The organism is Ensifer sp. Root558, from assembly GCF_001427045.1.
Taxonomy (GTDB): domain Bacteria; phylum Pseudomonadota; class Alphaproteobacteria; order Rhizobiales; family Rhizobiaceae; genus Ensifer; species Ensifer adhaerens.
Window position 1 is genome coordinate 1 of sequence record NZ_LMGC01000003.1, and the last position, 26,448, is coordinate 26,448.

Genomic DNA, 26,448 nt, shown 5'->3' on the forward strand with positions numbered 1-26,448 from the left:
GAAGTCGAAGATCTGGCCGGCGGAAGTCGAAGATCTGGCCGGCGCGCACCGTCTCGCCGATGCCTTCGGCCAAGGTCTTGCCTTCCTCACGCGACAAGAGCTTTCCGAGTTCGTCCTTGCGCGCAAGGATCTCGTCGGCGGTCTTCCTCAGGATCGCGTGGCGCTCGAGAATACCGGAGCGCGACCAGGCCGGAAACGCCGCCTTCGCAGCCGCGATCGCCAAACGCGCATCCTCGGCTGACGCGCGGGCGTATTCGCCGACCACGTCGTTGGTATCGGACGGGTTGATGTTGGCAACCCCGTCACCGCCGACCCATTCGCCGGCTATCAGGTTCTGGTGCAAAGTCATGGCCTCAGGCCTCCTTCATAGATGCGCATGACCGTCCCTCGCGAACGGTCGCGCTTAGGAGATGTGTCAGAGCTGGCGGATCGCGACCTCTTCGTCAGCTGCGATCGCGAGAGCGTTGCGGAGCGGAAGGCCAAAACCATCGGCCTCGATCTCAAACACGTCACCTTCCTCGGTGCGGATGCCATCACCGAAGGACAGCGTCGCCGTGCCGAACATGTGCACGTGGATGTCGCCCGGCTGGCGGAACAAGCCATACTTGAAATGGTGATGCTCGAGATTGGCAAAGCTGTGCGACATGTTGGCTTCGCCCGACAGGAACGGCTTTTCCCACAGCACCTTGCCACCACGCAGGATACGCGACATGCCGCGAATGTCCTCCGGTGCGACACCGATGCGGATCTCCGGACCGAAGCTCGCCTGGCGCAGCTTCGAATGCGCGAGCCAGAGATAGTTGACCCTCTCGGTCTTGTGGTCGGAGAATTCGTTGGCAACGGCAAAACCGATGCGGAACGGCACGCCCTCGTCGGAGATCACGTAGATGCCGGCCATTTCCGGCTCTTCGCCACCATCCTCGGCAAAGGCGGGCGAAACGAGCGCATCACCCGGCGCCACGGCGGAGGTGCCGTTGCCCTTGTAGAACCATTCCGGCTGCACGCCTGTTTCGCCGGCCTTCGGCTTGCCGCCTTCGAGCCCCATGCGGAACATCTTCATCGAGTCGGTCAGGGTTTCCTCGGCCGCCTCGCTCGTCTTCTTGTGCATGGCGTCGCGGGTTGCGGCGGAGCCGAGATGGGTGAGACCCGTGCCGGTCAGGTGCAGGTGTGCCGGATCCGGATGAGTGATCGGCGGCAGGAAGCGCCCCTCCGCATAGGCCTTTTCGAGGTCGACGGCGGCGCCGAGCCCCTTGGCCTCGATCGTCTGCTTCAGGCTCCATCCGGCATTGGCCGCTTCCACCGCCAGCGCATAGACGCTTGTCGCGCCGTTCACCGCATGCGCCGCCTCACCCGGCAGCCGTACCGCCACCGTGATCGACCCGTCTTCGTTCCTGATCTGCGAAATCAGCACGATGCTATCCTTCCTATCGTCTTGGGTCGCTGTGTTCGCCTCTTCAAGGCAAAAGCGTCCCCGTGGGTGGCTTTCGCCACCCAATTCCGGCGGACCAATCCGCCGATCCTGGCAGCTGTGGCTGCCGGTGAATGTTACTGGTTCGCGTCGGGTCTTATGGCTTTCCGCTCAACCCTTGTTCTTGTTGTAGACATCGAAGAACACGGCAGCGAGCAGCACGAGGCCCTTGATCAACTGCTGGTAATCGATGCCGATGCCCATGATCGACATGCCGTTGTTCATCACGCCCATGATGAAGGCGCCGATGACGGCCCCGATGATCTTGCCTACACCGCCCGACGCCGAGGCACCGCCGATAAAGCAGGCCGCAATGACGTCGAGCTCGAAACCGACGCCGGCCTTCGGCGTTGCCGAATTGAGGCGAGCGGTGATGATCATGCCGGCGAGTGCCGCAAGCACGCCCATGTTGACGAAGGTGTAGAAGGTCAGCCGCTCGGTGTTGATGCCCGAAAGCTTGGTCGCCTTGACGTTGCCGCCCATGGCATAGATGCGGCGACCGATCGTCGAGCGCGTGGTGACGAAGGTATAGAGCGCAATCAGCACGGCCATGGCGATCAGCACGTTCGGCAGGCCGCGATAGGTCGCAAGCTGGAAGCCGATGAACAGCGCCACGGCAGCGATGACAGCCATCTGCACGGCGAAGAAAATGAACGGCTCGTTCTCCGTGCCGTGCTGCTCGTTGATCTTGCGGTCACGAATGCCCGCGTAGATCGCGTAGCCGACGAGCGCGATGACGGCGACGAGCGCCACCATGTTCTGAATGGTCTCGGGCGCCGGATTGAGGAAATAGAGGAAATCCGGAACGAAGCCGGTCGACAGCAGCTGGAATTCCTTCGGGAACGGACCGATCGGGCGGCCGCCGAGCACCACATAGGTGAGCCCGCGGAACACCAGCATGCCGGCCAGCGTCACGATGAAGGATGGGATCTTCTGGTAGGCAACCCAATAGCCCTGGGCCGCCCCCATGACGCCGCCAACGATCAGACAGGCGGGAATGACGATAATGGCGGGCAAGCCCCATTTGACCAGCATGATCGCTGAGATCGCGCCGATGAAGGCGACGATCGAGCCGACCGACAGGTCGATATGCCCGGCAACGATGATCAGCAGCATGCCGAGCGCCATGATGACGATGAAGGAGTTCTGCAGCACCAGGTTGGTGATGTTGACCGGCTTGAACAGCACGCCGTTGGTGACGAACTGGAAGAACAGCATGATCACCACGAGCGCGACGAGCAGGCCGTATTCGCGGATGTTGTTCTTGAGATAGTCCCCGATCGAGGGCTTGTTGTTTTGGGTGCTCGTATCGGCGACCATTAGTGTTTCTCCCCTGAACGCATGATGGCACGCATGATGGATTCCTGGCTCGCTTCCGCCTTCGAAAGCTCCGCGACGATGCGGCCCTCGTTCATGACGTAGATGCGATCGCAGGTTCCAAGCAGCTCCGGCATTTCCGATGAGATCATCAGGATGCCCTTACCCTCGGCGGCAAGCTGGTTGATGATGGTGTAGATCTCATACTTCGCGCCGATATCGATACCGCGTGTCGGCTCGTCGAGAATGAGAACTTCCGGATTGGTGAACAGCCATTTGGACAAGACGACCTTCTGCTGGTTGCCGCCCGAAAGGTTGACCGTTTCCTGATAGATCGAGTGCGAACGGATGCGCAGCTTCGAGCGATAGTCGGAGGCGACCTTCGCTTCCTTGCGATCGTCGATGACGCCGTTCGCGGCCACCGCCTTCAGATTGGAGAGCGTTGTGTTCTCCTTGATGTTGTTGATCAGCACGAGCCCGAGCTGCTTGCGGTCCTCGGTGACATAGGCGAGCCCCGCATCGATCGCACGCGGAATGGTGCTGACGTCGACGGGCTTGCCGCGCATCGTCACGTCGCCGGTGATCTTGTGGCCCCAGGACTTGCCGAAGAGGCTCATCGCCGTTTCGGTGCGCCCTGCCCCCATCAACCCGGCGATGCCGACGACCTCGCCGGCGCGCACGGTGAAATTGACGTCGTGCAGGAACTGCCGGTCGCGGTGCTGCTGGTGGAAGACGTTCCAGTTCTTCACTTCGAGCAGCGTCTCGCCGATCTTCGGTTCGCGCGGCGGATAACGGTCTTCCATGGCGCGGCCGACCATGCCCTTGATGATCCGGTCTTCGCCAATGTCTTCGCTGTGACAGTCGAGCGTTTCGACCGTGCCGCCGTCGCGCAGGATGGTGATCTGGTCGGCGACCTTGCGGATCTCGTTCAGCTTGTGCGAAATGATGATCGAGGTCATGCCCTGGGTGCGAAACTCCATCAGCAGCTTCAAAAGCGCATCGGAATCGGTTTCGTTGAGCGAGGCGGTCGGCTCGTCAAGGATCAACAGCCGCACCTTCTTCGAAAGCGCCTTGGCGATCTCGACCAGTTGCTGCTTGCCGACACCGATGTCGGTGATCAACGTCGCCGGGGATTCGCTCAAGCCAACCTTCTTCAGCAGTTCCTGCGTACGGGCAAAGGTCTGCGGCCAGTGAATCACACCGTTGCTGGCGATCTCGTTGCCGAGGAAGATGTTCTCGGCGATCGACAGCAGCGGCACCAGCGCCAGTTCCTGGTGGATGATGATGATGCCGAGGTCTTCGCTGTCGGAAATCGTCGAGAAGCGGCGGGCTTCGCCGCCATAGTGGATTTCGCCATCATAGGTGCCGGCGGGATAGACGCCGCTCAGCACCTTCATCAGCGTCGACTTGCCGGCGCCGTTTTCGCCGACGAGTGCGTGGATCTCGCCTTCGCGGACCTTGAAGCTGACATTGTCCAGCGCCTTGACGCCCGGGAACGTCTTGGTGATGCCCCGCATTTCAAGAATGATATTGTCCATGTTCAGTCATTCCAGCGGCAGTCTTCAAGAGAGTACCGGCTCCGTCATCTGGATAAAAGGGCCCGCGCGCATGCACGGGCCCTCACGCTCAAAAAGATCAGTTGTTGATCTGGTCTTCGGTGTAGTAGCCCGAGCTGACGAGCACGTCCTTGATGTTGGACTTGTCGACGGCAACCGGCTTCAGCAGGTAGGACGGAACCACCTTGACGCCGTTGTCATAGGTCTTGGTGTCGTTCACTTCCGGCTCCTTGCCTTCCATGATCGCGTTGACCATGCCGACGGTGACCTTGGCGAGTTCGCGCGTGTCCTTGAAGATCGACGAATACTGTTCGCCGGCAAGGATCGACTTGACCGACGGCAGTTCGGCGTCCTGGCCGGTGACGGCAGGCATTGCCATGTCGCCCGAACCGTAGCCGACGCCCTTCAGCGCCGAAATGATGCCGATCGACAGGCCGTCATAGGGCGACAGAACGCCATCGACCTTGGCGTCGGTGTAGTTCGACGACAGCAGGTTTTCCATGCGGGCCTGGGCCACGGCACCGTCCCAACGCAGCGTGCCGACCTGGTCCATGCCCTTCTGGCCGGACTTGACGACGATCTTCTTGCTGTCGATCAGCGGCTGCAGGACCGACATCGCGCCGTCGTAGAAGAAGAAGGCGTTGTTATCGTCCGGCGAACCACCGAACAGCTCGATGTTCTTCGGCTCGGTTGCGCCGTCGAGCTTGAGGCCCTGGACCAGCGACGTGGCCTGCTGCACGCCGACCTGGAAGTTGTCGAAGGTGGCGTAGTAGTCGACATTGCCCGAGTCGCGGATCAGGCGGTCATAGGCGATGACCTTGACGCCGGCGTCGTGGGCCTTCTGCAGGATGTCGGAGAGCGTGGTGCCGTCGATGGCGCCGATGACGAGAACCTTGGCGCCCTTGGTCACCATGTTCTCGATCTGGGCGAGCTGGTTCGGGATGTCGTCGTCAGCAAACTGCAGGTCCGGCGTGTAACCAGCTTCCTTGAACAGCTTCTCCATGGTCTCGCCGTCGGAAATCCAGCGGGTCGACGTCTTCGTCGGCATGGAAATGCCGACCGTGCCCTTGTCCTGCGCAAATGCCGGTGCAGCGAAGGACGCGATCGAAATCGCGGCGGCTGCGAGAAGCGAAGTCATCAATTTCATCAGTTCTCTCCCAAAAAAGTTGAAGCCGGCAGGCGAGAGCCTTTCCGTCTATGCGCAGCAATCCGCCGCCCGAGATCTTCGTCTCCGGCAGCGGATCAAGGTGAAGGAGAGGCCTCCCCGCCTCGCATGCTCCTACATGCGCTGGCACATAAGCAAAAACTGGAATGAAACCATATAACTGTCAAATACAATTTTGCTTTGAATACATACCAAAAGTGATATATCGAGCGCAAACAGTGTGATTTTTGAAAATCCCTGAAAACCAAAGAAAAAAACGCAGAGGTTGAAATGCGCGATCAGAAACCGAGCACCGCCGGCGAACTCTTCGATTCGACGCTTTTCCGCTCGGGCCTGAAGATCAGCCACCTCCGGCTGATTCTCGCGATCGACGATCACCGCCGCATCAGCGCAGCCGCTGACGCCCTCGGCATCTCGCAACCGGCGGCCTCGCGCATGCTCTCGGAAATCGAGACCATGCTGAAGGCGCCGGTCTGCGAACGCGTTGCCCGCGGTGTCCTGTTGACGCCCTATGGCGAAGCGCTGGCGCGACGCGCGCGCAGCATCTTTCTGGAACTCCGGGAGGCATCGCGCGAGATCAACGAGTTGAAGACCGGCAGCGGCGGCTCGGTTTCGCTCGGCTCGGTCACCGGCCCGGCGCTCAATCTCGCCGTGCCCGCCATCCGTCAGGTGATGACCGCCTATCCCGGCATCGAGATCAACGTCCAGATCGAAAACAGCAACGTGCTGGCAAGGGAACTGCTCGCCGCCCGCCACGATTTCATCATCGGCCGCATCCCCGACGACCAGCCGCCGCGGCTCTTCAACATGGTGGAGATCGGCTACGAGGAGGTTTGCCTGATCGTGCGCGACGGCCATCCGCTGCTCGACAAGCCCATGGTCGTCGCCGAGGACTTGCCCTCCTATGACTGGGTATTCCAGCCGCCCGGCACCCTTCTGAGACGCGCGGTCGAAGACAGCTTCGTGGCGGCCGGGGTGAGACTGCCGGCGACCGTGATCAACACCTCCTCGATCATCCTGACGCTGTCGATGGTGCGCAACACCAACGCAATTGCACCTGTGGCACTCGACGTCGCCAACCTGATTGCCGGCAACGGTACGCCGGCCGGCGAAATCCGCATCCTGAAGACCGAAATCCCGATCCGAATCAAACCCTATGGGCTGATCACTGCCGAGGGACGCGCGCTGCCGCCGAGCGCCAAGCTGCTCTACGACCTGATCCTCAAGCAGGGCCGCGCCTGATCAGCCCTGGCATGATCAGTCTGATCAGCCCGGGATAATCTCCGCCTGCCATGGTGCGCCGCGATCGGAGACGTCATGTTTGGAATGTCAGTCTTTCAGTCGGTGCTCGAGCGGCTGAAATCGGAAGAGGATATCGAACCGGCACCGGCTGAAGCGACGCGCGTCGCCACGCCTTACGCCCCGGCATTCGACAACGCCTTTGCTGCCGAAAGCGCCCGCTCGGCTGCCTTCGGCGCCGTCGAGCGGGCCTATCTCGATGCGTCCTTCGTGGAGCCGCCACCTCCACCGGTCATGCCGGACTATCTCAGCCGTACGACCCTTGCCGACGTGGCCGAGGAACTGGCCCTTGTCGACCACGAAACACAAATGACGCTTGCGGCAAAGCGCCGGGCCTTCGCGGCCCTGAACCATCCGGACCGTCTGCCGGCCGCGTTTCGCGCCAATGCCACCGTGCGCATGAAACTCGCCAACATGCTGATCGACGAAGCCGCAAAGCAGATGCGCGCCATCACCCCGGCGCCGTGAACCTCAGCCAGCGTCGCTCCCGTCGCCCTTGCCTTGCCCCTCGTCCCCAGCTTTCTCAACGCCCTTCTCGCTCGGCTTGTAGAAAACCAAGAGAGCCGCCGAGGCATAGGCGGTGACCGCGAGGAAAATCATCCCCCACATCGTTTGCTCGCCCAGGAATTCGACCACTGTCCAGACGCCGCAGAAGCCCACGATCAGCAGACGGATCCACAGTGGGCGGTAGAAGGGATGGTCCGGATCGATGAATTTGAGCATTCTGTCCTCTGGTGGCCTTGTCGCGTGCGTCCCATTTAGGGGAAATTCGTCGCGGACGGCAAGGCCATGGCCTCCGACTCCCTTGACGGGCGCAATAAAAATGGAATAAAAATTCCGAAATAATCTACATCGGCGACTTCATTCTAAATAGGAAGTGGCCGAGTAGAAACGGAGGTATCAAGGGAGAGGTGCTGAGCGCAGCGTTCCAACGCGCGGTCATTCGTGGCAATTCTCCAAACCATTCGCGGAAGCAGCGTTCCGCGGCGCCTTTGCGCGATGAGCGCCGATCATCACGCCCCTTCCCGGTCGCGAACCGGAATTCGAGAGAAACAGAGATGACAGTCAGATTTGGTCTTCTGGGCGCCGGCCGCATCGGCAAGGTTCATGCGAAAGCCGTCAGCGGCAATCCCGACGCTGTGCTTGTTGCCGTCGCCGATGCCTTCCCCGCCGCCGCCGATGCCATCGCCAAGCAGTATGGCTGCGAGGTCCGCACCATAGAAGCGATCGAAGCGGCGAAGGACATCGACGCCGTCGTCATCTGCACGCCGACTGATACCCATGCCGACCTGATCGAACGCTTCGCCCGCGCCGGCAAGGCGATCTTCTGCGAGAAGCCCGTCGATCTCGACGCCGAGCGCGTGAAGGCCTGCCTCAAGGTCGTGAGCGAGACCAAGGCCAAGCTGATGGTCGGCTTCAACCGCCGCTTCGACCCGCATTTCATGGCCGTGAAGAAGGCGATCGACGCCGGCAAGATCGGCGATGTCGAAATGGTGACGATCACCTCGCGCGATCCGGGCGCCCCGCCGGTCGACTATATCAAGCGTTCGGGCGGCATCTTCCGCGACATGACCATCCACGACTTCGACATGGCCCGCTTCCTACTCGGCGAAGAGCCGGTCTCGGTGACGGCAACCGCTGCCGTTCTCGTCGACAAGGCGATCGGCGAAGCCGGCGACTACGACAGCGTTTCGGTCATCCTGCAGACGGCGTCCGGCAAGCAGGCGATCATCTCCAACTCCCGACGCGCCACCTACGGCTACGACCAGCGCATCGAAGTCCACGGCTCGAAGGGCGTGGCTTCCGCCGAGAACCAGCGCCCGGTCTCGATCGAGATCGCCAATGGCGACGGCTACACCCGCCCGCCGCTGCATGATTTCTTCATGACCCGCTATACCGAAGCCTATGCCAACGAGATCGAGAGCTTCATCGCCGCGATCGAAAAGGGTGCGGAAATCACGCCGTCCGGCAAGGATGGTCTCGCGGCTCTCGCGCTTGCCGATGCGGCTGTAAAGTCCGTCGTCGAAAAGCGCCAGATCAGCGTCGCCTGAGCCTTCAACCGACGACCGATCAAGGAGAAAGGCCGGGCGCCATGTGCCCGGCCTTTTTCGTATCCGCACTGCCCGGCCGCGGCCGTTTCAACCGTCGGCGCGCGCTGGCACCTTCTCCCGGCGCGCGGTTTCCTGGCCGGTGCTGGGCGCCGCACCCGGCCGACCGGAGAGAAAGCCCTGTATCTGCAGGCAGCCCTCCTCCGCGAGGATTTGTCTTTGCCGTTCGGTTTCGACGCCCTCGGTCACGACCGCGAGCCTAAGGCTGTGGCCAAGCGCGATGATCGCCCGGACGATCGCCTGCGCCGAAGGGTCCTTTTCCAGCGCCGCGGTGAAGCTGCAGTCGATCTTCAGCTTGTCGAAGGGGAACGTCTGAAGGTTGCTCAGCGACGAATGGCCGGTGCCGAAATCGTCCATGACAATCCGCACACCAAGGACCCGTAGCCGCACCAACACTGCCAGCACGTCCTCGCGATTGTGCATCAGCGCCGCCTCGGTGATCTCAAGTTCGAGCCGCCAGGGATTAAGGCCGGTGCGGCGCAGGATGTTCGCAACCTGGTCGAAGAGGTTGGGCAAAAGGAACTGGACCGGCGAAATGTTGACGGAAATCGGCAGGGGCTCGTTCCACTTCGCCGCTTCCGTGCAGGCCCGCTCCAGCACCCATTCGCCGATCTGGATGATCGAGCCGCTCTCCTCGGCAATCGGGATAAAGACATCCGGGCCGATCAACCCGCGCTGCGGATGCTCCCAGCGCAGCAGCGCTTCGTAGCCGATGATCCGGTCGCTCTGGACTTCGACCAGTGGCTGGTATTCGAGGAAGAATTGTCGGCGGAGCACCGCATGGCGCAGGTCGTTTTCGATCTGGCGGCGGGTGCGTACCGCCTCGTCCATCTCCCGGTCGAAGAAGCAGGCGATGCCCTTGCCGCTCTGCTTGGCGCGGTAGAGCGCCGTGTCGGCATTGTTGCGCAACTGATCCGCCGTCTGCCCGTCTGCCGGAAAGATCGCAGCCCCGATGCTGACGCCGACGGCGGTCGGGTCACGATTGGTGTCCATCTCGGCAGCAAACAGCGCCAGGATCCGGTCCGTCAACTGCCGCGCCGCCTCCGGCTCCCTGCCGCCCACCTGGATGATCGCAAACTCGTCGCCGCCGAGCCGGGCGATCGTATCCTGCTCGCCGACGGCTGCGCGCAGGATGTCGGCGACCTTCATCAGGATGCGATCGCCCTCGCCATGGCCGAAGATATCGTTGACCGCCTTGAAGCGGTCGAGGTCGAGGCAGAGGATCGCCAGTTCTTCGTTTCTCGCAGCAGCCGCCGCCAGCGTCTGGCCCAGCCTGCGGTCGAAGAAGGCGCGGTTCGGCAAGTCCGTCAGCGCGTCATGATGGGCGAGATGTTCGATCGTGCGCTCGGCTTCCTTACGCGCCCGCAGGTCACGCACGAAGATCACGTCGCATTCCCGGCCGCGATACTCGATCGTCCGGCACATGAACTCCACGGGAATGGTGCGCCCTTCTGCGTTCAAGAGGTCGATTTCGCCCGGACCGTCGCCGTGTCTGTGGGCGTCCAACCCCTCCTCGCCGAAGACGAAGATGTCTGCCGGGTGCCGTCCGGAAAGCTCCGAAAGCTTGCGACCTGTCAGGCCCGCGAAGCGCTCGTTGGCGTCCACGATTACGCCATCGAAGACGATCGCCATGCCTTCGAGCGATGCATTGGCGAGTCCGCGCAGATCTGTCAGATGCCGGTCGAGGAAGAGCGCGCCGAAGGCGAGCACGATCAATGTGGTCGAAGCGGCAATGACGCCGCCTGCAAGCCAGGCGGGATGCATGGTATCGGCAACGGCGACATTGGCCTCGGGCACCAGCGTGATGCCGCTCATCGAGGTGAAGTGCAGCGCGCAGATGCCGACGACCAGCAGGAGCGACGCGACGACCAGGCGCCGCACGCCGCGCAAGAGCTGAAAGGCGTAGAGCGCGGCACCGGCCAGCACCGTCCCGGCGAGTACGGCGGAGACGGTGAATTGGGGATCGTAGGCAATATGTCCCTGGATCTCGATTGCCCGCATGCCGGTAAAGTGCATCGCCGCAATGCCGGCGCCGAGCAGCAGGCCACCGCAGGTCATCGAGAGATGCGAGCGCCCGCCAAGACCGATCGCAAAGGCCATCCAGGACGCTGCGATCGCCACGGCCACCGACAGGAGCGTGCCCCAGGCGCCATAGGCAACGGGAACGCCGCCGTCATAGGCGAGCATGGCGATGAAATGGGTGGACCAGACGCCGATACCGCAGGCAAAACCGCTGGCCGCGATCCACAAACCGCGTTGGCTGCCTTCGCTTCGTTGCGCGCGCAACAGGAGCAGCATCGTCGCGACGCTGCCTGCCAGGCAGACGATCGAGGCAACCAGGATGAGGCGCCAGTCATGATCGTCGCGTATGCATGCAATCACTGAAAACATAATCGTCTCCCGCGTCAGGGTCACCTTGACAAGGAGTCGCTAAATAACTGTAAATTGTATCACTGGAATTGTTCGCCTTCGGTACAACCCCAAAAATGGTTGCCCGAAAATTCGCCTCAACCGTGCATCGCCGATCCGCCGACGCTGGCGATGTCGCCATCGATCACACCCAGCGCCCGCGCCAGGTGCCCCTCGAAAACCAGGCGCTGTTCGTCGGCAACGACCGTGATTTCCGGCGGCCCCTGAAGACGGATCTGCATCGATTGGGCAAGCCCCTCCTCGATCCCGGGCAGCATCAGATCGAAGTATCGGATGCCGGGTCCGGTGACATGGACCGGCATGCGCTCGTAGAGGCTCAACATGCGCGAGATGCCGTTGCCGAGCGCGATGCCGGCCTGGCGAAAGGCATAGCCGGCCATGCGGTGGCCCTGTCGTGCGCTGGCGGCAATCTTGTCGAGCTCCGTCACCGGAACGAACTTGGCGGGGATCGTGTCTGCCGGCACTTCGAACGCCGCGCGCAGGATGCCGTAGAACCCGGCCGCCGCCTCGATGCAGCCATAGGCGCCGCAGCGGCAAAGGCCCGCGGACGGCGCGTGCAGCATGTGGCCGAAATTCGGCGCGCTGACATCCATATCGCCGCTCTGGCTCTTGCGGGCAACACCAAGGCCGATGCTGTGGCCGAGCGAGATCGCCGCAAGCGCCCTAAAGCCGCTCTCCGGCTTACGCTCTGCCTGGGCGGCGAGGGCCTGCGCGACCAGAAGGGTTTCGTTGCTGAGCATGACCTTCGCCCGCCAGTCCGGCGCGAGCAGCGCGGCGAAATCCAGCTCCTCCCGCCCGAACACCGGCGACCACAAGAGCCGCGCGGACGCGCCGTCGACCAGGCCCTTGCTGCTGATAGAGACGGCCAGTACCTGGTTCCGCTCCAGTCTCGACCGCTGCAACAGGCGCTCGAGCGCATCGACGAATGCCCGGGCGAAAGGGGCCGTACCGCGCTCGTCGTGATTTCGGGTTTCGTCGAAGCGGTCGAGCAACGTGCCGCCGTAGTCGACCAGCGAATATTGCACGATGTCGGACGAGATCCGAACGACGATCAGATGACCGTGATCGCGGCGTGGCGTGAACAGCACCCGCGGCCGCCCGCGCCCGCCCTGGACCTGCTGCTCTGCCTTGGCGAGCGCACCAGCTTTTTCCAGTTCCGCCGTGATCGCCGAAACGGTCGCGGAGGCAAGCCCGGTCTCGGCAGAGATTTCCGTATGGGAGAGATTGCCGGCGCGCCTGAGCGCCGCAAGGACCAGCGCGCTGTTTTGCTGACGCACGAGCTCAGTGCTGGACTTGGTCAGCATGAGACGTCCCTGTCAGTGGCGGATCCTTCGAACACATGCCCCTCCCAAAGCATCTGTTGAACGGCAAGACAAGGAGCAGAACGCCTTGTCGACAGCCTTGTGGCACCGATTTTCAGGGCGGTCGAGAAACATCGGACGCGACCGCTCGCGGAGCACCTTGTTGATGCCGCAACCAAGCTTTCGCACCGTGTTGACAGCCTCAAAAATCCATGACATTCATTTTCTCGACTGTCGAGAAAATAATTCCGCACAATGTAGCGGCACGATCTACGACAGCGTCTTAAGGCTGGCGGAGGATGGTGCGGGAGGTTCGCACGCTTGGCCGGCCCTCACTCGGGAGGATGAAATGAAAACCGTTTTGAAGCTGATGGCAGGGGTTGCCGTCATCGTTTCCCTGCATTCCGTTGCCCAGGCGAAGGACCTGGTCGTCGGCGTATCCTGGTCCAACTTCCAGGAAGAGCGCTGGAAAACCGACGAAGCCGCCATCAAGGCAGCCCTCGAAGCCTCGGGCGACAAGTACATCTCCGCTGACGCCCAGTCGTCCGCCGCCAAGCAGCTGACCGACATCGAGTCGCTGATCGCTCAGGGCGCCAACGCACTGATCGTACTTGCCCAGGACAGCGACGCCATCGGCCCGGCGATCGAAAAGGCCGCTGCCGAAGGCATTCCGGTCGTCGGCTATGACCGCCTGATCGAAAACCCGGCCGCCTTCTACATCACCTTCGACAACAAGGAAGTGGGCCGCATGCAGGCCCGCGAAGTGTTCAAGGTCAAGCCGGAAGGCAACTATGTCTTCATCAAGGGCTCGTCCTCCGACCCGAACGCCGACTTCCTCTTCTCCGGACAGATGGAAGTGCTGAAGGAAGCCGTCGACGCCGGCAAGATCAAGAATGTCGGCGAAGCCTATACCGACGGCTGGAAGCCTGAAAACGCCCAGAAGAACATGGAGCAGTTCCTGACCGCCAACGACAACAAGGTCGATGCGGTCGTCGCTTCCAACGACGGCACCGCGGGCGGTGCGGTCGCAGCCCTCGACGCCCAGGGCCTGGCCGGCTCCGTTCCGGTCTCCGGGCAGGACGCCGACAAGGCGGCCCTGAACCGTGTTGCTCTCGGCACGCAGACCGTCTCGGTCTGGAAAGACAGCCGTGAACTCGGCAAGCGCGCCGCAGAAGTCGCCGTCGAACTTGCCGGCGGCAAGAAGATGGAAGAAGTCTCTGGCGTCACCACCTTCAACGGCGGCCCGAAGGGCGTGGCCATGCAGTCGGTCTTCCTGGCTCCCCTGCCGATCACCAAGGACAACCTGAACGTCGTCATCGACGCGGGCTGGATCTCCAGGGCTGAAGCCTGCCAGGGCGTCAAGGGCGACGTCGCGGCCTGCAAATAAGCCGCACCAGCAGAACTGAGCGCTGACAAAAGACAAGCGCCGCAACGCAACCCGTTGCGGCGCTTGCGCAAGGTGCGGACGCGGCGGACAATACCGCTACCGCGACCGCACAATCAGCACGAAGGCTCGGTTTCTGCCGTCGTACCGGACTTGTCGCGTCCACTTGGGGCTCTTGGTGCCACTGACGCGATGACATCAACAACATAAGTGGGGGGAAGGCACGTCCATGGCCGACATCACACAAGGCAACACAAAGGGCGCACAGACAAATCGCGCCCGTACAGCGGACGAGAACCCGGTAAAACGTTTCTTCCGCGCCACCGAGATCGACACCCGGCTGCTCGGCATGGTCGGCGCGCTCATCATCATCTGGGTCGGCTTCCAGATCATGACCGGCGGGCTGTTCCTGACGCCGCGCAACCTGTGGAACCTGACGGTTCAGACCTCCTCCGTCGCCGTGATGGCGACCGGCATGGTGCTGATCATCGTCACCCGCAACATCGACCTCTCCGTCGGCTCCGTGCTCGGCTTCTGCGGCATGGTCATGGGGGTCATGCAGGCGAAGTTCCTGCCGCAATATCTCGGCCTCGAACACCCGGCCATCTGGATCATCACCCTTCTGAGCGGCATCGCCGTCGGTGCCGCCATCGGCGCGCTGCAGGGCTCGATCGTCGCCTTCCTCAACGTGCCCGCCTTCATCGTCACGCTGGGCGGCCTGCTCGTCTGGCGCGGCGCCACCTGGTTCGTCACCAGCGGCCAGACGGTCGCGCCGATGAACGCCACCTTCCGCCTGATGGGCGGCGGCACTGAAGGCTCGATCGGCGCAACGGCAAGCTGGATCGTCGGCATCCTTGCCTGCATCGCCATCGTCGCCGCCATCCTCAATTCGCGCAAGCAGCGCAAGCGCTTCCGCTTCCCGCTCCGTCCGATCTGGGCGGAGTACTTCCTGGCGATCCTCGGCTGTATCCTGGTTCTCGGCGCGATCGCCGTTGCCAACAGCTACTACTGGCCGACCAACATCGCCCGCAAATATGCCGACGCCAACGGCATCGCCTGGCCGGACGGCGGTCTGCTGATCTCGCACGGCATTGCCATTCCGGTGCTGATGGCGATCGCCGTCGGCATCGTCATGACCTTCATTGCCACCCGCCTGCGTTTCGGCCGCTACGTCTTTGCGCTCGGCGGCAACCCGGAAGCGGCCGAACTCGCCGGCATCAAGACCCGCTGGGTTACCGTCAAGATCTTCACGCTGATGGGCATCCTCTGCGCCATCGCCGCGGCGATCTCGACCGCCCGCCTCAATGCGGCAACCAACGCGCAAGGCGAACTCGACGAGCTCTACACGATTGCTGCAGCAGTCATCGGCGGCACCTCGCTTGCCGGCGGCGTCGGCACGATCGCCGGCGCCATGATCGGCGCGCTCGTCATGCAATCCCTACAGTCGGGCATGGTGCTCTTGGGGATCGACAGTCCGTTCCAGCGCATCGTCGTCGGCGTAGTCCTCGTCGTCGCCGTCTGGCTCGACACCGTCTACCGCGCCCGCGCCAAGTAAGGAGTACGATCCATGAAAGACCAACGCACTCCGCTTGTGGAAATGAAGAACATTTCCATCTCCTTCGGCGGCATTCACGCCGTAGACAACGCCTCCGTCGACCTCTACCCCGGAGAGGTCGTGGCACTGCTCGGCCACAACGGTGCCGGCAAGTCGACGCTGATCAAGATCCTCTCGGGCGCCTACAAGCGCGATGCCGGCGAGATCCTGATCAATGGCGAGGCCGCCGACATCAACAACCCGCGCGACGCCAAGAAATACGGCATCGAGACGATCTACCAGACGCTCGCCGTCGCCGACAATGTCGACGCCGCCGCCAACCTCTATCTCGGCCGTGAGCTGCGCACCCCCTGGGGCACGCTCGACGACGTGGCGATGGAGGCCAAGGCCCGCGAAGTCATGGGGCGCCTCAACCCCAACTTCCAGCGCTTCAAGGAGCCGGTGAAGGCGCTTTCGGGCGGCCAGCGGCAATCGGTGGCGATCGCGCGCGCGATCCTCTTCGACGCCCGCATCCTGATCATGGACGAGCCGACGGCAGCCCTTGGGCCGCAGGAAACCGCCCAGGTCGGCGATCTCATCAAGCAGCTGAAGCGCGAAGGCATCGGCATCTTCCTGATCAGCCACGACATCCACGACGTCTTCGACCTCGCCGACCGCGTGTCGGTCATGAAGAATGGCCAGGTCGTCGGCCAGGCCCGCACCGAGGACGTCACCAAGGACGAGGTGCTCGGCATGATCATCATGGGCAAGGTGCCGCCAAAGGCGATCCCCGGCCCAGGCGCCATGCAGGTGGCGTAAGCCCAGCGTCGCACAAGACCACCCTCTCAATGACGCCGCGCCCCCCGGGCGCGGCGTTTCTATTTGCCCGATGGGGCTCGCCCCGCAGCACGGGCCGGCTCTGTGCCGCGCCCTTCCCCCGCGCTGCCGGCGCGAAAGATCAGCGTCCGGCTCAGCGCATAGTTCACCGAAAAGACCAGGAGCAGCGCCAGCGCCTGGGCAATGACATAGTGCATGACGGCCGATAGCAGCGTGAAGGCGACCGCGTTTATTCCGGCGCCGAAGGTCGACACCGCCAAGAACTTCGGCAACGCCTTCAGGTGCGGTTCGTCGGATCGGAAGGTGAAACGCCGCTGCAGGAAATAGTTGACGACGACGGCAAAGTAGAAAGCGATGGTGGACGCATAGACCGGTTCGAGCCGCGCCGTCTCGACCAGGACGGCGAGCGTAGCCACCTGCAGGCTCGCCGCGATGCAGCCGCAGGCGAAATAGCGAACAAAGCTCATATCCAGAAGGCGTCTCATCCGGTGCCTTTCGCATCGAGCGACATCCAGCGGCTGGCGCATAGATGGTCGCCGCCTGGTCGAAAACAACGTTTTAGTAGCTTTTGCTTATAAGAGCAGCTAGAAATACAGGCAGTAAAGAGCAGACAACCGTATTCATCAAAGCAGCGCCAGGCTCCTTTCGAGGGGCCGGCTTGATAACGGGGCTCGGCCATGTCGCAGCACTTTCAACAGGCCATCCTGGCGCTCGGCGAGGCGATTGCCCATGAACGCGGCGCTACAGATGACAGCCGGGGCGCCCTGGGCGTACGTGCGGCAGAGTTTCTGCTGAAAGTTCATCGTCAGATGCCCGACTATCTGCGCCCGCCCTTCCATAGTCTCGTGCTTCTTTTCAATGCCTGGCCGCTGCTGCGCAGAGGCAAGTTCTTTCATCAGCTTTCGCTCGACGACCGACTGGCCGAACTCGACAAATGGCGGCAATCCCGCCTCGAGTTCCGGCGGCGCTTCGTCGAGTTCCATATGTCATTGGCATTATTCTGTATTTACTCAGACCTTTACGGCCAGGATTACCAGCATGAACCTGCAACCGGAGCACCTGCTAGCCCCTGAGAGGCTTGCCCCCGACATCATCGTCATCGGCTCCGGCCCGGGCGGTGCGGTGACCGCCACCCGTTGCGCGGAGGCGGGCAAGTCCGTGCTGATGATCGAGGAAGGTCCGCATCTGGCGCTCGAGTCTGCGCCGCATTTCTCCCGCGAGGAAATCCTTCAGAAGTACCGCAACGCCGGCATCAACATCGGCTTCGGCGCGACGAAGATCGCCTATGTCGAGGGCTGCTGCGTCGGCGGCGGCAGCGAGATCAACCGCGGCCTCTACCACCGCACGCCGCAAGCGGTGCTCGACCGCTGGCGCCGCGACTATCGGGTCGATGCCCTGACGCTCGAAGAACTGACCCCGCATTTCGACGCCTGCGAGGCAGTAGCCCGGGTCGAATACCTGCCTGGCCCTGCGCCGCAGCTGTCGACACGGCTCGATGAGGGTGCGCAGCGGCTCGGATGGTCTTCCCTCGAAGTGCCGCGCCTCTTTGCCTACGCCGCCGCCGGGGCCGGCGGATCTCCGGGCCGCAAGCAATCGATGTCGGCAACCTTCGTGCCGCGCTTCCTCGACGCCGGCGGTATGCTGCTTGCCGATACCTGCGCGACCAAGCTTACCCATGCGAACGGGCAGTGGACGGTGCATGCGCGCAGCAAGGGACCGGCGGGCACGCGCCAGATCGAACTGAAGGCCAAAACCGTCTTCGTTGCCGGCGGCGCGGTGCAGACCCCGTGGCTGCTACGCCGCTCAGGCATCACGCGCCATGTCGGCGACAGCTTGCGCTTCCATCCGATGCTGAAGGTGGTGGCAGTCTTTCCCGACGAACTCAATACCCCTGGCGAACTCGAACCGGTCCACCAGATCAAGGAATTCGACCCGCGCTTCAGCATGGGCTGCTCGATGAGCAAACGGCCGGCGCTGGCGCTGGCCATGGCGGCGCACCCGGAGATGATCGATGCGGTCGATCGGGACTGGCGGCGCATGGCGATCTACTACGTGCAGAGCACCGGCGGATCCGGCAAGGTGAGATCCCTGCCCGGCTTTCGCGATCCCCTGGTGCGCGTCGGCCTTCAACCGTCGGACCTGAAGGAACTGGCCGTCGGCCTTGCACGCCTCGCCGAAGTGCTCTTTGCCGCCGGTGCCCTTGCAGTCTATCCGAGCATTCCGGGCTATCCGGTGCTGAAATCGCTGGCCGATATCGCCAAGCTTCCCGAAACGCTTCCTCCCAAGCAGGCAAACGCCACTGCGCTTCACCTCTTCTCCTCCTGCCCGATGGGCGAGGACGCCGAGAAATGCGCTGCGAGTTCGTTCGGGCGCGTGCATGGCGCCAGCAATCTCTACATCGCCGACGCTTCGCTTCTGTGCGGGCCGACGGTCGTCAATCCACAAGGGACAGTGATGGCCGTCGCGCATCGCAACATCACACGCGCGCTCGAGGATCGGGCGATCTGATCAGAAAACTTCCGCAGACAGGGGCTGGAGGGACATATGCGACATCTCATCACCGGCGGATCGGGCTTCATCGGCAACCTCGCAGCTCGACGGTTGCGCGAACACGGCGACGAGGTGCGGGTGCTCGACCTCTGGGAGGATCGCTCCCGCCCGGCGGATATCGAGTTCGTCAATTGCTCCGTGCTCGACCGCGACGGCGTGCGCGCCGCCATGCGCGACGTCGACGTCGTCCACCACAATGCGGCGCTGGTGGCGCAGACCGATGCGGGGCGCGACTACTGGAACGTCAACGTCGAGGGGACCCGTATCGTCTGCGAGGAAGCCGCAAGAGCGGGCGTCCGGTCGCTGATCCATGTCAGTTCGACCGCCGCCTACGGCATTCCGCCTTCCGGCCCGATCACGGCGACAACCCCGCTTCGCCCGGTGGAGCCCTATGGAAAATCGAAGCGCGCCGGCGAAGAAGTGGCCGAGGCCATCTGCACGGCCGCCGATATGACCCTGATCACCATCCGGCCCCGCGCCACCCTTGGCGGCGGCCGGCTCGGCATCTTCCAGATCCTCTTTGAATGGATCAGCGAAAACCGCGCCGTCTATGTCATCGGATCCGGCAACATCAAGTTCCAGTTCGTCCACGCCCATGATCTCATGGATTTCTACATGCTGGCGCTCAAGGCCGGTCGGAGCGGCACCTACAATGTCGGCACCGACAGCTTCGGCACGCTGCGCCATGACCTGGAGGCCCTGATCCGCTATGCCGGCAGCACATCGAAAGTCCGGAGCCTTCCGACCTCCGCTACCATCAACACGCTGCGGGCGCTGCATTGGCTGAGGGTCTCGCCGCTGGTGCCCTGGCACTACCTCACCTACCACAAGGAATGCTACTTCGACGTCGAGCCCCTGCTTGCCATGGGCTGGCGGCCGAAATACTCCAACGAAGCCATGCTGCAGGAGAGCTACGACTGGTATCGCCAAAGCGCGAAGCTCGCGTCCGCCGTCACCGCAAAGAGCCCGCACCGCGCGCCGCTCAAGCAGGGCGCGCTCTGGCTGCTCAAGATGATATCGTAAGCGAGCGGGGCGCCGGAGCCGGCGCGCCCATCGGCTGCGGCTCCGTCACTGGCCAAAAGATTTCGTCGTCATAGCCGCGGAACGTATCGACGCCGGCAATTGGGCTTGCGCTGCGAATCAGGGCGCGCATGCCGTGGCTCTGCGCCACCGCCCAGTCGCGCTCCACCCGGTCGCCAATCATGATCGCCTGCTCCGCCGGCACCTGCGCACGATTGAGCACATGGGCAAGACCGGCCGGATGCGGCTTCAAAGCGCCGACTTCGGGATCCATGGCGGAGACGACGATGCTGGCGCCAAGGCCAAGCGCCTTCAGTTTCTCCGACGCCGGATAGTCGGACAAAACCGCAATCGTCTTTCCCTGAACCGCAAGGCCGGCAAACACCCGCTCGACGCCGCGGCACCGGCAAGCCGGAAGGAGATCGAGCGGACGCCGTTCGATCCATTCCTCGACCGTCTTCCGGACGCTCTCCGGCGACTGCCCGCACCGCTCCGCAGTCAGTTCGTATTGCCGGGCTGCCACATCGGTCGCCAACGCATCGCCCAGTTCCTCGCGGCAGTCGCGAAAGGCGCGCAGGACGCGGATGGTGCCAAGGCTGCACCTGCGCGCCGCGTCAGCAACAAGCCGCAGCAGCATCCGCGCCCGCAGCCGCCGCTGGTCGTAGAGCGTGCCGTCGAGATCGAACACCACGAGACGCACCCGATCCCAATCCACCGGTCCATTTGGCAAGGCCCCGTTCGGCAGCGTCGAACCGGTCATTGCAGCGACGATATCGGCACGAGGAACGAAGCGGCCAGGAAGTCCAGCACCGGCACGTTGACGAAGCTCGCGAACAGGAAGACGACGATGGTCAAGGTCAGCATGACGTCCAGCCGCCGGGAGTGAAACAGCCTTTCCGGCCGTTGCACCACCGATCCGGGGCGCGTGGCAAGCCAGAGATAGACGGCGAAGAGGCCGCTGATGAACGGAAAGACGAGGATGTATTCCACCCGGTATTTCACCAGGAAAACGCCAAGCAGAAACGCCGTCATCATCGCGTAGACGAAGCAGGAAACGGTGAGGCTCTCCTCGGTGTAGTATTCGAATGACCGCCTATATTTCTTCAGGACGGCGACCCCCGCATTCGCGGCGATGTCGCGATACTCCCCGAGCCGCTTGGCCGCCATCAGGAAGGCGCCGGCCATCCAGTAGGCCGCAAGCACGCTGACCGGCGGCAAGGTCACCTGATCGACGATGGCCCAGCCGAGCAAGAAGCGGATCGGATTGTTGAGGCATTCCGTCAGCACATCGAGATAGGGCTTGTCCTTCGCCCGGATGGGCTCGACGTTGTAGAGGATGCCGGACAGCAGGAAGAGCAGCGACGTGGCGAAGAACAGCTTGCCGACGACCGACGCAAGCAGCAGTCCGATGACGGCAAGCAGCAGATACTCGCCGTAGACGATGCGCGGCTGCATCTCAACGACGACGGCGCGACGCTGCGATTTGGTCGGATGGGCCGCGTCGCGTTCCCGGTCGAGCCACTCGTTTATGACGTAATTGGCCGATGCGATCGAGACGGCGCTCAGAAGCCCCACGGGAATATTGATGACGAGAGCGGCCGGATCAGGCTCGCTGAGGGCACAGGCAAGGATCAGCCCAGGCAGGATGAAGACGTGCTTGGTGACATGGTCGAACCGGGCCAGCGACAGGTAGTCGCTTGCCCTCCCCCGCGGTTGGGGCCCCAACGCCTCGATAGGCGTCGTCTCTTCCGGGTTTGCTGGCATGTCCCTCTCCTTGTCTAGAGACCACGCGCCTGAGTCGGGACGCCTACGGCGCGCCGGTACTTGCCGTCTGGTAGATGCGACCGTCCCTCTCGGAGCGCACGAGCTTCAGCTTGGCGAGTTTGACGAGCTCTTTCTCCGTTACCAGGTAGAACCGCCAGTCGATCGCATCGACGAAGACGACATAGGCATTCTTCTGCGCCATATCCTCGCGAAACCGCTCTAGCTGTACGTCGAGCGAACCCGCGTCACTCTCAAGGCCGGTTCGCCTTTCGCTGTGGGAGGGGATCCAGTCCGTCGAGCGGCGCGTCAGGAAATTGAGCGGGTCGCACGCATTGGTGAAGATGACCGCATCTGCCGGCAACGCCCTGACTGCGCGCACGATCGGCGACGACTTCCAGGCCGTGCTCTGAAACCCCACCCCGTCACGGAAGGCCTCCGCCGTCTGGGCGGTGCTGCGCAGTCCGTGGATGGCGAGAAGGCAGAGCAGGATCAGCGCAAGCGAACGCCGGACGACAGGTGCTGCATCGACGCGACCGCAATAGTCCGCCGCCGCAATTACCAGAACGAAGATGATGGCGACATAGAAGGGAAGCGAGTAGCGCGAATTAAGCTGCAGGTTCGCCTCCACATGCACGGCGAGCACGACGAACAGCAGATAGAAATATCCAAACAGGCCGAAGATGAGGGTCATCAGATCGTGGTCGTCCGGCTGGCGTTCGGGCCAGTTTCGCTTCAGCGTCTGCACCAGAACAACCGTCGCCGCGACAAGCGCGAGAAGCAGCACCGGGATGCGGATCACCTGCGGCACCTGGCTCGGCAGGAGAAAGCTCGCCAGAAGCGACAGCCCGCCTAGCCAGCGATCGGCATCGGCATTGCCATAGAACCAGAGCGCGCGGCCAACCGACCGGCCGACAAGCAGCTTGCTGACGATCACCCAGGCGAGAAAGATACCGGCGCTACCAGCGAACAGGAGGACGACGTCGAGGAGCCTTTGGCGAAGGGATCGCGCCGAATTGTAGAAGAGCGCGATTGTGGCAAAGGCCGCCCCGACCGGAGGCGCCACGAAGCGAGCGAGCATGGCAAGCCCGACGCAGGCAGACGAGGCAAGCAAGGGCCCCCGCCCTTCACCGCGCATATAGCGAATGAAGAAACGGATGGCGAGAAATGTCAGCGCAAGGAACAGCGCCTCCAACATCGCTATCGTGCTCGTCCAGAGGAATGTCGGATTGACGATGATCAAAAGCGTTCCGACGGTCACGAAGAACGGTTGATCCGGTAGCGCCGTCCTGAACAGCGAAAAGACGAGCCAGGTATTGAGTAGATAAAGCAGAAAGGCGATGCCGAGCGCGACATGCTCAAGCGCAAACCCAAGGGATCCCCCGGCACCCAGCATCCACGCGTAAAGCGGCGCGTCATAGGGCGTGCTGACGATCTGCATGTAACGCGTCGAATCCGGTAGGATGCCGATACCGTTCCAGGTGTTCAGCACGAAAAGCACGGCCGCGAGAGCAACAAGAAACATCAACGCGGGATCGGAGCGCAGCCTCTCCAACGCCGGTTCGCCGGTCGTGAGATATCGGTTGACCAAAACTTGCCCCCTCGCCTGAAACAATTACGCGAGCACTGGGTACTGGAGCACTTGGTTACTGGAACGCTTGCCTACTTGAGCACTGGCACTTTAATTTAGAATTATCTTTAATGCAGAATTTATAACGCGCCGCCTTTCGTCGCAAGGACGTTCGCCTGACCAATTCTAGCTACATCGGGTGGGTGATCCCGTCAGATGGGTTGGCCGTCGCCCGGCGCCATTGCCCGAAGCGATGCGCCGCGACCACAACGCAAGCACAGGATGGCGGTTTCTACCACAATCTCTTGCAATGACCATTGAAGCGACGCGCAAGCTAGGCTAAGAACCGCTCACAGCCTGCTTCGGCGGCCCTGCCGCCAACGGATGCACCCGTAGCTCAGCTGGATAGAGTGTTGGATTCCGATTCCAAAGGTCACAGGTTCGAATCCTGTCGGGTGCGCCATTTTACGTCTTGAAATTTTTGATTGATAACGTGCCGTCTTCAAGATGCGAGAAGCGCTGGTTGATGGCAGGCAATCCGTACATGTCCGCGCCCTTCCGATTTTCCTAGACTACCGTTTCGGCCTCGAGTGCCTGCAATTCCCTGAAGGAAGCCATCCACCCCTCGGGAAGGCCGTGTGACGCGTTCACCGGCGTGTCGGGCGCTTCGATATGGATCGCTTGGTTAACCCAGACCAATCCACAATAGACCTTCATGAGATATGCCCGCTTTTGCCAGCGCGAAAGCGGCCACTGAGGATCGGCACCGCAAGCGATCTGCGACACCAGTTCCCCACCGTCCACGCTCTGGTCGACGCGATGAAGCGAACAGCCGAGCAGGCGAGCCTTCGCTTCATAGGCGTCCTCCACGCCTCTCAGCCCCTTGAACGCCGGCAAGGCTGCCGGATGGATGTTGAACGTATCGACGCTATCAAACAGTTCGCTCGAAACCAGACGGTCAAAGAACAGCAGTATATTGTTGACGCGCAGGTCTTGAAGGGCTGCGGCCACCTTGGTGGAAAACAGCTTCCTGTCTCGCTCTTCGATGCGGATGTGCTTCGCGTTGACGCGGCCGGCAACCACCTCCGCCCCACACCCTCTATCAGTGATCACCGTGAAATCGACGCCGTCGTGTCGAACAATGCGAGCCACCTGTTCAAACGCTGCCCCACCAGAAGATACAAGGACGGCGAGTTTCATGTCTTGCGCTCCGTAAATATTTTACCGCCCCGAGGAATGCCCCGACATGGCGCAGCTACCGCGTCGCACGTCTGGTGAGACGCTGAAAGCACTGTAGGTTTTCGAACTGCCACACTTTCCATCCGTGTGGATGCCATGAAAGGACGCATGACGCAGAGGCAGGCAGACGGAAGTATCAGATCACCCCCTGCTTTGAGAAGACTATGGCACTTGCGCTTCAACCGATTGATGCGGCGGCCGCCGTGCTCTGTCGTTCCGCGAAACACAGGGCAACATATTCGTCGACCCATGGGCCAACGAGAAAAGTACCGGGCTGCGCATAGCCACGCCCGCCCGTTGGTGGCTATGCGCCCTGGTCTTCTGTGCTGAACGACGCGCTGATGGCCAACACATGGAGTCCATTCCGCGTTGGCGGAAGCGACCGCCCACGGTCGTTGGAAGCCGCCGCCCGCTCAAGTCGCGTCGCGTTCCGTCCTGAGATTGGAGACGACGCGGCGGTTCTGGACCTTGCAGGAGCGCTCGGTGCAGTCGCGCACCTCGCGGTCGTTGCCGTAGCCTTTGGCCCACAAGCGATTGGGGTCCACACCCTTGGACACCAGATAGGCCATTACCGCATCGGCGCGTTTCTGCGACAGCGTTTCCATCTTGGAAGCGGAGCCGCTGTCGTCGGAGAAGCCCTGTAGCTTGACCAGCCAGCGCGGGTTGCTGTTGAGCCAGATCGCCTGCTTGTCGAGTGTCGCCTTGGCGACGCTGTCGAGTGCGGAGGAATCCTGGGTGAAGTAGGTCCGGCGGCCGACATTGAGGATAAAGTCCTCTTCGGTACCGACCGATACGGTTTCGAAGCCGGGTGCCGGGTCGTCGGTTTTTCCGGTCATCGGCACGGCTGCGGGCTCTTCGACTGCGGCCATCTCGGTGGTGTTGCAGGAAGCAAGCGTCAAGAGAATGGCGGCCGCGGAAAGCAGCCTCGTCAATCCGGTCATAGCGGGCATCGGGTGATATTCCTCATTCGACCGGAGTTGCGACCGGGGTTGCTTGGCTGACCTCGGGGGCCTTTTCGGCGATATGCGGCAGCACCTGCACCGCCGTGCCGATGGGGCAACGCTGGTAAAGGTCGATCGCATCCTCGTTGAACATGCGGATGCAACCGCTGGAGGCATCCTTGCCGATGCTGCCCGGCTCCAGCGTGCCATGGAAGCGGTAGCCGGTATCGACGCCGTCGCGCAGCAGGTACATGGCGCGCGGGCCGAGCGGATTTTTCGGCGAACCGCCCTCGACGAACTCAGGCAGTTCGGGGTGGCGCTCACGCATCTCCGGTGGCGGCGTCCAGCGCGGCCACAGCGATTTCCGGTCGATCGTCGCCCGGCCGTACCATTTGAAACCCTCTTTCCCGACGCCGACGCCGTAGCGGATGGCCGTCTTGTTCTCCATGATCAGGTAGAGAAAGTGGTGCCTGGTATCGACGACGACGGTGCCGATCGGCTCGCTACTGAAATACTTGACGACCTGGCGCTGCCATTTCCTGTCAATGTTGGCGAAATTGGTGCTCCGGTATGTCACGCCGTTGTCCACGGCCGGGCCGGAAAAATAGGCTGTCGCCTTTGCCAGTGCCGGGCTCTGAAGCGCATTGGCGCCAAGCAGCGCCAAACCACCAAGCATAGTCTCCCTGCGGGTCCACACCATCGGCAATATCCCCCGAAAGCCAATTAGCGAGGCTGCAGTAAATCAGATTTTTGAACTGCTACAACAGAAAATTCTCACGCATCGATTCTTTCGCGACGGCCGGACAATAGATTGGATCTTCTCGGCGTTCGTCGCAAACGAACAGGCGGCAGACATCGCCAGCCCACCGCGGACGTGCCTTCGCCCGCCTCGCCGTTGCAATGCTGCGCGGCGCCGGCCGCGGCGTAAGCGCCGGGCGAGCGTCAGCTGCGTTTACCGGCAATATGCG

At 62.5% G+C, this 26,448-nt stretch carries 24 protein-coding genes and 1 tRNA gene; 10 read left to right on the plus strand and 15 right to left on the minus strand.

Annotation, left to right across the window (positions count from 1 at the left end):
• The 5 genes from ASD63_RS06875 to chvE all read right to left on the minus strand — a co-directional run.
• A partial coding sequence (locus ASD63_RS06875; RefSeq protein ID WP_156624119.1) for an aldehyde dehydrogenase family protein occupies positions 1–349 on the minus strand: 349 nt, incomplete at its 3' end.
• A gap of 66 nt (positions 350–415) precedes the next feature.
• Entirely contained in the window at positions 416–1,411 is a 996-nt protein-coding gene (gene araD1, locus ASD63_RS06880; RefSeq protein ID WP_034793883.1) for an AraD1 family protein, read from the minus strand.
• A gap of 168 nt (positions 1,412–1,579) precedes the next feature.
• On the minus strand, positions 1,580–2,788 hold the full coding sequence (mmsB, locus tag ASD63_RS06885; RefSeq protein WP_034793886.1) for a multiple monosaccharide ABC transporter permease: 1,209 nt from the start codon (positions 2,786–2,788) through the stop codon (positions 1,580–1,582).
• Positions 2,788–4,323: a multiple monosaccharide ABC transporter ATP-binding protein gene (mmsA, locus tag ASD63_RS06890; RefSeq protein WP_034793889.1), complete on the minus strand. Its 1,536-nt coding sequence runs from the start codon at positions 4,321–4,323 to the stop codon at positions 2,788–2,790. Before mmsA ends, mmsB begins: the two co-directional genes overlap by 1 nt.
• Before the next feature lie 97 nt (positions 4,324–4,420).
• On the minus strand, positions 4,421–5,488 hold the full coding sequence (gene chvE, locus ASD63_RS06895; RefSeq protein ID WP_034793892.1) for a multiple monosaccharide ABC transporter substrate-binding protein: 1,068 nt from the start codon (positions 5,486–5,488) through the stop codon (positions 4,421–4,423).
• 288 nt (positions 5,489–5,776) lie between these two features.
• Here chvE and ASD63_RS06900 point away from each other — a divergent pair, with 288 nt between their 5' ends.
• Entirely contained in the window at positions 5,777–6,748 is a 972-nt protein-coding gene (locus ASD63_RS06900) for a LysR family transcriptional regulator (protein ID WP_034793895.1), read from the plus strand.
• 75 nt (positions 6,749–6,823) lie between these two features.
• The gene (locus ASD63_RS06905) at positions 6,824–7,273 is read left to right on the plus strand and encodes a hypothetical protein (RefSeq protein ID WP_034793909.1); all 450 of its coding nucleotides are present in this window, start codon (positions 6,824–6,826) and stop codon (positions 7,271–7,273) included.
• Positions 7,274–7,276: 3 nt separating this feature from the next.
• Here the strand turns inward: ASD63_RS06905 and ASD63_RS06910 are convergent, their stop codons facing one another.
• The gene (locus ASD63_RS06910; protein WP_034793912.1) at positions 7,277–7,528 is read right to left on the minus strand and encodes a hypothetical protein; all 252 of its coding nucleotides are present in this window, start codon (positions 7,526–7,528) and stop codon (positions 7,277–7,279) included.
• Between the two features lie 335 nt (positions 7,529–7,863).
• Here ASD63_RS06910 and iolG point away from each other — a divergent pair, with 335 nt between their 5' ends.
• Positions 7,864–8,856 carry an inositol 2-dehydrogenase gene (gene iolG, locus ASD63_RS06915; RefSeq protein ID WP_034793914.1) on the plus strand — a complete coding sequence of 331 codons (993 nt, stop codon included), beginning with the start codon at positions 7,864–7,866 and terminating at the stop codon, positions 8,854–8,856.
• An 87-nt stretch (positions 8,857–8,943) separates the two neighbouring features.
• Here the strand turns inward: iolG and ASD63_RS06920 are convergent, their stop codons facing one another.
• Together ASD63_RS06920 and ASD63_RS06925 are read right to left on the minus strand one after the other, a co-directional pair.
• Positions 8,944–11,304, minus strand: coding sequence for an EAL domain-containing protein (locus tag ASD63_RS06920; protein WP_051659297.1), 2,361 nt, complete (start codon positions 11,302–11,304; stop codon positions 8,944–8,946).
• Between the two features lie 116 nt (positions 11,305–11,420).
• Positions 11,421–12,647, minus strand: coding sequence for an ROK family transcriptional regulator (locus ASD63_RS06925; protein ID WP_034793917.1), 1,227 nt, complete (start codon positions 12,645–12,647; stop codon positions 11,421–11,423).
• A gap of 346 nt (positions 12,648–12,993) precedes the next feature.
• Here ASD63_RS06925 and xylF point away from each other — a divergent pair, with 346 nt between their 5' ends.
• From xylF to ASD63_RS06940, 3 genes are all read left to right on the plus strand, one after another.
• Positions 12,994–14,031: a D-xylose ABC transporter substrate-binding protein gene (gene xylF, locus ASD63_RS06930; protein ID WP_060528919.1), complete on the plus strand. Its 1,038-nt coding sequence runs from the start codon at positions 12,994–12,996 to the stop codon at positions 14,029–14,031.
• A gap of 226 nt (positions 14,032–14,257) precedes the next feature.
• Positions 14,258–15,583, plus strand: coding sequence for a sugar ABC transporter permease (locus ASD63_RS06935; RefSeq protein WP_034793924.1), 1,326 nt, complete (start codon positions 14,258–14,260; stop codon positions 15,581–15,583).
• 12 nt (positions 15,584–15,595) lie between these two features.
• Complete coding sequence (locus ASD63_RS06940) at positions 15,596–16,381, plus strand: ATP-binding cassette domain-containing protein (protein ID WP_034793927.1); 786 nt, start codon at positions 15,596–15,598, stop codon at positions 16,379–16,381.
• 59 nt (positions 16,382–16,440) lie between these two features.
• Here the strand turns inward: ASD63_RS06940 and ASD63_RS06945 are convergent, their stop codons facing one another.
• Positions 16,441–16,884, minus strand: coding sequence for a GtrA family protein (locus ASD63_RS06945; RefSeq protein ID WP_051659298.1), 444 nt, complete (start codon positions 16,882–16,884; stop codon positions 16,441–16,443).
• Positions 16,885–17,076: 192 nt separating this feature from the next.
• On the opposite strand from ASD63_RS06945, the gene ASD63_RS34935 reads away from it, so the two are divergent.
• From ASD63_RS34935 to ASD63_RS06960, 3 genes are read left to right on the plus strand one after another with little or no spacing between them, the layout of a single operon-like run.
• Positions 17,077–17,472 carry a hypothetical protein gene (locus ASD63_RS34935; protein WP_060605073.1) on the plus strand — a complete coding sequence of 132 codons (396 nt, stop codon included), beginning with the start codon at positions 17,077–17,079 and terminating at the stop codon, positions 17,470–17,472.
• The gene (locus ASD63_RS06955; protein ID WP_060518857.1) at positions 17,438–18,907 is read left to right on the plus strand and encodes a GMC family oxidoreductase; all 1,470 of its coding nucleotides are present in this window, start codon (positions 17,438–17,440) and stop codon (positions 18,905–18,907) included. Before ASD63_RS34935 ends, ASD63_RS06955 begins: the two co-directional genes overlap by 35 nt.
• A gap of 36 nt (positions 18,908–18,943) precedes the next feature.
• A complete protein-coding gene (locus tag ASD63_RS06960) occupies positions 18,944–19,972 on the plus strand; it encodes an NAD(P)-dependent oxidoreductase (protein ID WP_034793933.1) in 1,029 nt (342 codons plus the stop codon).
• On the opposite strand, the gene ASD63_RS06965 is transcribed toward ASD63_RS06960, so the two are convergent.
• Genes ASD63_RS06965 through ASD63_RS06975 form a run of 3 tightly spaced genes read right to left on the minus strand, consistent with a single transcriptional unit; the run spans position 19,956 to position 23,255 of the window.
• Complete coding sequence (locus ASD63_RS06965) at positions 19,956–20,729, minus strand: HAD family hydrolase (RefSeq protein WP_051659299.1); 774 nt, start codon at positions 20,727–20,729, stop codon at positions 19,956–19,958. The genes ASD63_RS06960 and ASD63_RS06965 overlap by 17 nt on opposite strands.
• The gene (locus ASD63_RS06970) at positions 20,726–21,733 is read right to left on the minus strand and encodes a UbiA family prenyltransferase (RefSeq protein ID WP_051659300.1); all 1,008 of its coding nucleotides are present in this window, start codon (positions 21,731–21,733) and stop codon (positions 20,726–20,728) included. Before ASD63_RS06970 ends, ASD63_RS06965 begins: the two co-directional genes overlap by 4 nt.
• Positions 21,734–21,776: 43 nt before the next feature.
• Positions 21,777–23,255 (minus strand): glycosyltransferase family 39 protein, encoded by a 1,479-nt coding sequence (locus tag ASD63_RS06975; RefSeq protein WP_156624120.1) that lies wholly within the window; start codon positions 23,253–23,255, stop codon positions 21,777–21,779.
• A gap of 431 nt (positions 23,256–23,686) precedes the next feature.
• Between ASD63_RS06975 and ASD63_RS06980 the strand changes: the two genes are divergently transcribed.
• A tRNA-Arg gene (locus ASD63_RS06980) sits at positions 23,687–23,763 on the plus strand.
• A gap of 104 nt (positions 23,764–23,867) precedes the next feature.
• Here the strand turns inward: ASD63_RS06980 and ASD63_RS06985 are convergent.
• The 3 genes from ASD63_RS06985 to ASD63_RS06995 form a co-directional block, all read right to left on the minus strand.
• Positions 23,868–24,500, minus strand: a complete 633-nt coding sequence (locus ASD63_RS06985) for a formyltransferase family protein (RefSeq protein WP_082566324.1) — start codon at positions 24,498–24,500, stop codon at positions 23,868–23,870.
• A 452-nt stretch (positions 24,501–24,952) separates the two neighbouring features.
• A complete protein-coding gene (locus ASD63_RS06990) occupies positions 24,953–25,489 on the minus strand; it encodes an OmpA family protein (protein ID WP_034793945.1) in 537 nt (178 codons plus the stop codon).
• Positions 25,490–25,502: 13 nt separating this feature from the next.
• Positions 25,503–26,180, minus strand: coding sequence for a L,D-transpeptidase (locus tag ASD63_RS06995; RefSeq protein WP_034793947.1), 678 nt, complete (start codon positions 26,178–26,180; stop codon positions 25,503–25,505).
• Positions 26,181–26,448 lie beyond the last annotated feature (268 nt).

Excerpts from the sequence above, each read along its gene's own strand:
- mmsB (WP_034793886.1), bottom strand. The coding sequence starts at position 2,788 with ATGGTCGCCGATACGAGCACCCAAAACAACAAGCCCTCGATCGGGGAC.
- mmsA (WP_034793889.1), bottom strand. The coding sequence starts at position 4,323 with ATGGACAATATCATTCTTGAAATGCGGGGCATCACCAAGACGTTCCCG.
- chvE (WP_034793892.1), bottom strand. The coding sequence starts at position 5,488 with ATGAAATTGATGACTTCGCTTCTCGCAGCCGCCGCGATTTCGATCGCG.
- ASD63_RS06900 (WP_034793895.1), top strand. The coding sequence starts at position 5,777 with ATGCGCGATCAGAAACCGAGCACCGCCGGCGAACTCTTCGATTCGACG.
- ASD63_RS06905 (WP_034793909.1), top strand. The coding sequence starts at position 6,824 with ATGTTTGGAATGTCAGTCTTTCAGTCGGTGCTCGAGCGGCTGAAATCG.
- ASD63_RS06910 (WP_034793912.1), bottom strand. The coding sequence starts at position 7,528 with ATGCTCAAATTCATCGATCCGGACCATCCCTTCTACCGCCCACTGTGG.
- iolG (WP_034793914.1), top strand. The coding sequence starts at position 7,864 with ATGACAGTCAGATTTGGTCTTCTGGGCGCCGGCCGCATCGGCAAGGTT.
- ASD63_RS06920 (WP_051659297.1), bottom strand. The coding sequence starts at position 11,304 with ATGTTTTCAGTGATTGCATGCATACGCGACGATCATGACTGGCGCCTC.
- ASD63_RS06925 (WP_034793917.1), bottom strand. The coding sequence starts at position 12,647 with ATGCTGACCAAGTCCAGCACTGAGCTCGTGCGTCAGCAAAACAGCGCG.
- xylF (WP_060528919.1), top strand. The coding sequence starts at position 12,994 with ATGAAAACCGTTTTGAAGCTGATGGCAGGGGTTGCCGTCATCGTTTCC.
- ASD63_RS06935 (WP_034793924.1), top strand. The coding sequence starts at position 14,258 with ATGGCCGACATCACACAAGGCAACACAAAGGGCGCACAGACAAATCGC.
- ASD63_RS06940 (WP_034793927.1), top strand. The coding sequence starts at position 15,596 with ATGAAAGACCAACGCACTCCGCTTGTGGAAATGAAGAACATTTCCATC.
- ASD63_RS06945 (WP_051659298.1), bottom strand. The coding sequence starts at position 16,884 with ATGAGACGCCTTCTGGATATGAGCTTTGTTCGCTATTTCGCCTGCGGC.
- ASD63_RS34935 (WP_060605073.1), top strand. The coding sequence starts at position 17,077 with ATGTCGCAGCACTTTCAACAGGCCATCCTGGCGCTCGGCGAGGCGATT.
- ASD63_RS06955 (WP_060518857.1), top strand. The coding sequence starts at position 17,438 with ATGAACCTGCAACCGGAGCACCTGCTAGCCCCTGAGAGGCTTGCCCCC.
- ASD63_RS06960 (WP_034793933.1), top strand. The coding sequence starts at position 18,944 with ATGCGACATCTCATCACCGGCGGATCGGGCTTCATCGGCAACCTCGCA.
- ASD63_RS06965 (WP_051659299.1), bottom strand. The coding sequence starts at position 20,729 with ATGACCGGTTCGACGCTGCCGAACGGGGCCTTGCCAAATGGACCGGTG.
- ASD63_RS06970 (WP_051659300.1), bottom strand. The coding sequence starts at position 21,733 with ATGCCAGCAAACCCGGAAGAGACGACGCCTATCGAGGCGTTGGGGCCC.
- ASD63_RS06975 (WP_156624120.1), bottom strand. The coding sequence starts at position 23,255 with ATGTTTCTTGTTGCTCTCGCGGCCGTGCTTTTCGTGCTGAACACCTGG.
- ASD63_RS06985 (WP_082566324.1), bottom strand. The coding sequence starts at position 24,500 with ATGAAACTCGCCGTCCTTGTATCTTCTGGTGGGGCAGCGTTTGAACAG.
- ASD63_RS06990 (WP_034793945.1), bottom strand. The coding sequence starts at position 25,489 with ATGCCCGCTATGACCGGATTGACGAGGCTGCTTTCCGCGGCCGCCATT.
- ASD63_RS06995 (WP_034793947.1), bottom strand. The coding sequence starts at position 26,180 with ATGGTGTGGACCCGCAGGGAGACTATGCTTGGTGGTTTGGCGCTGCTT.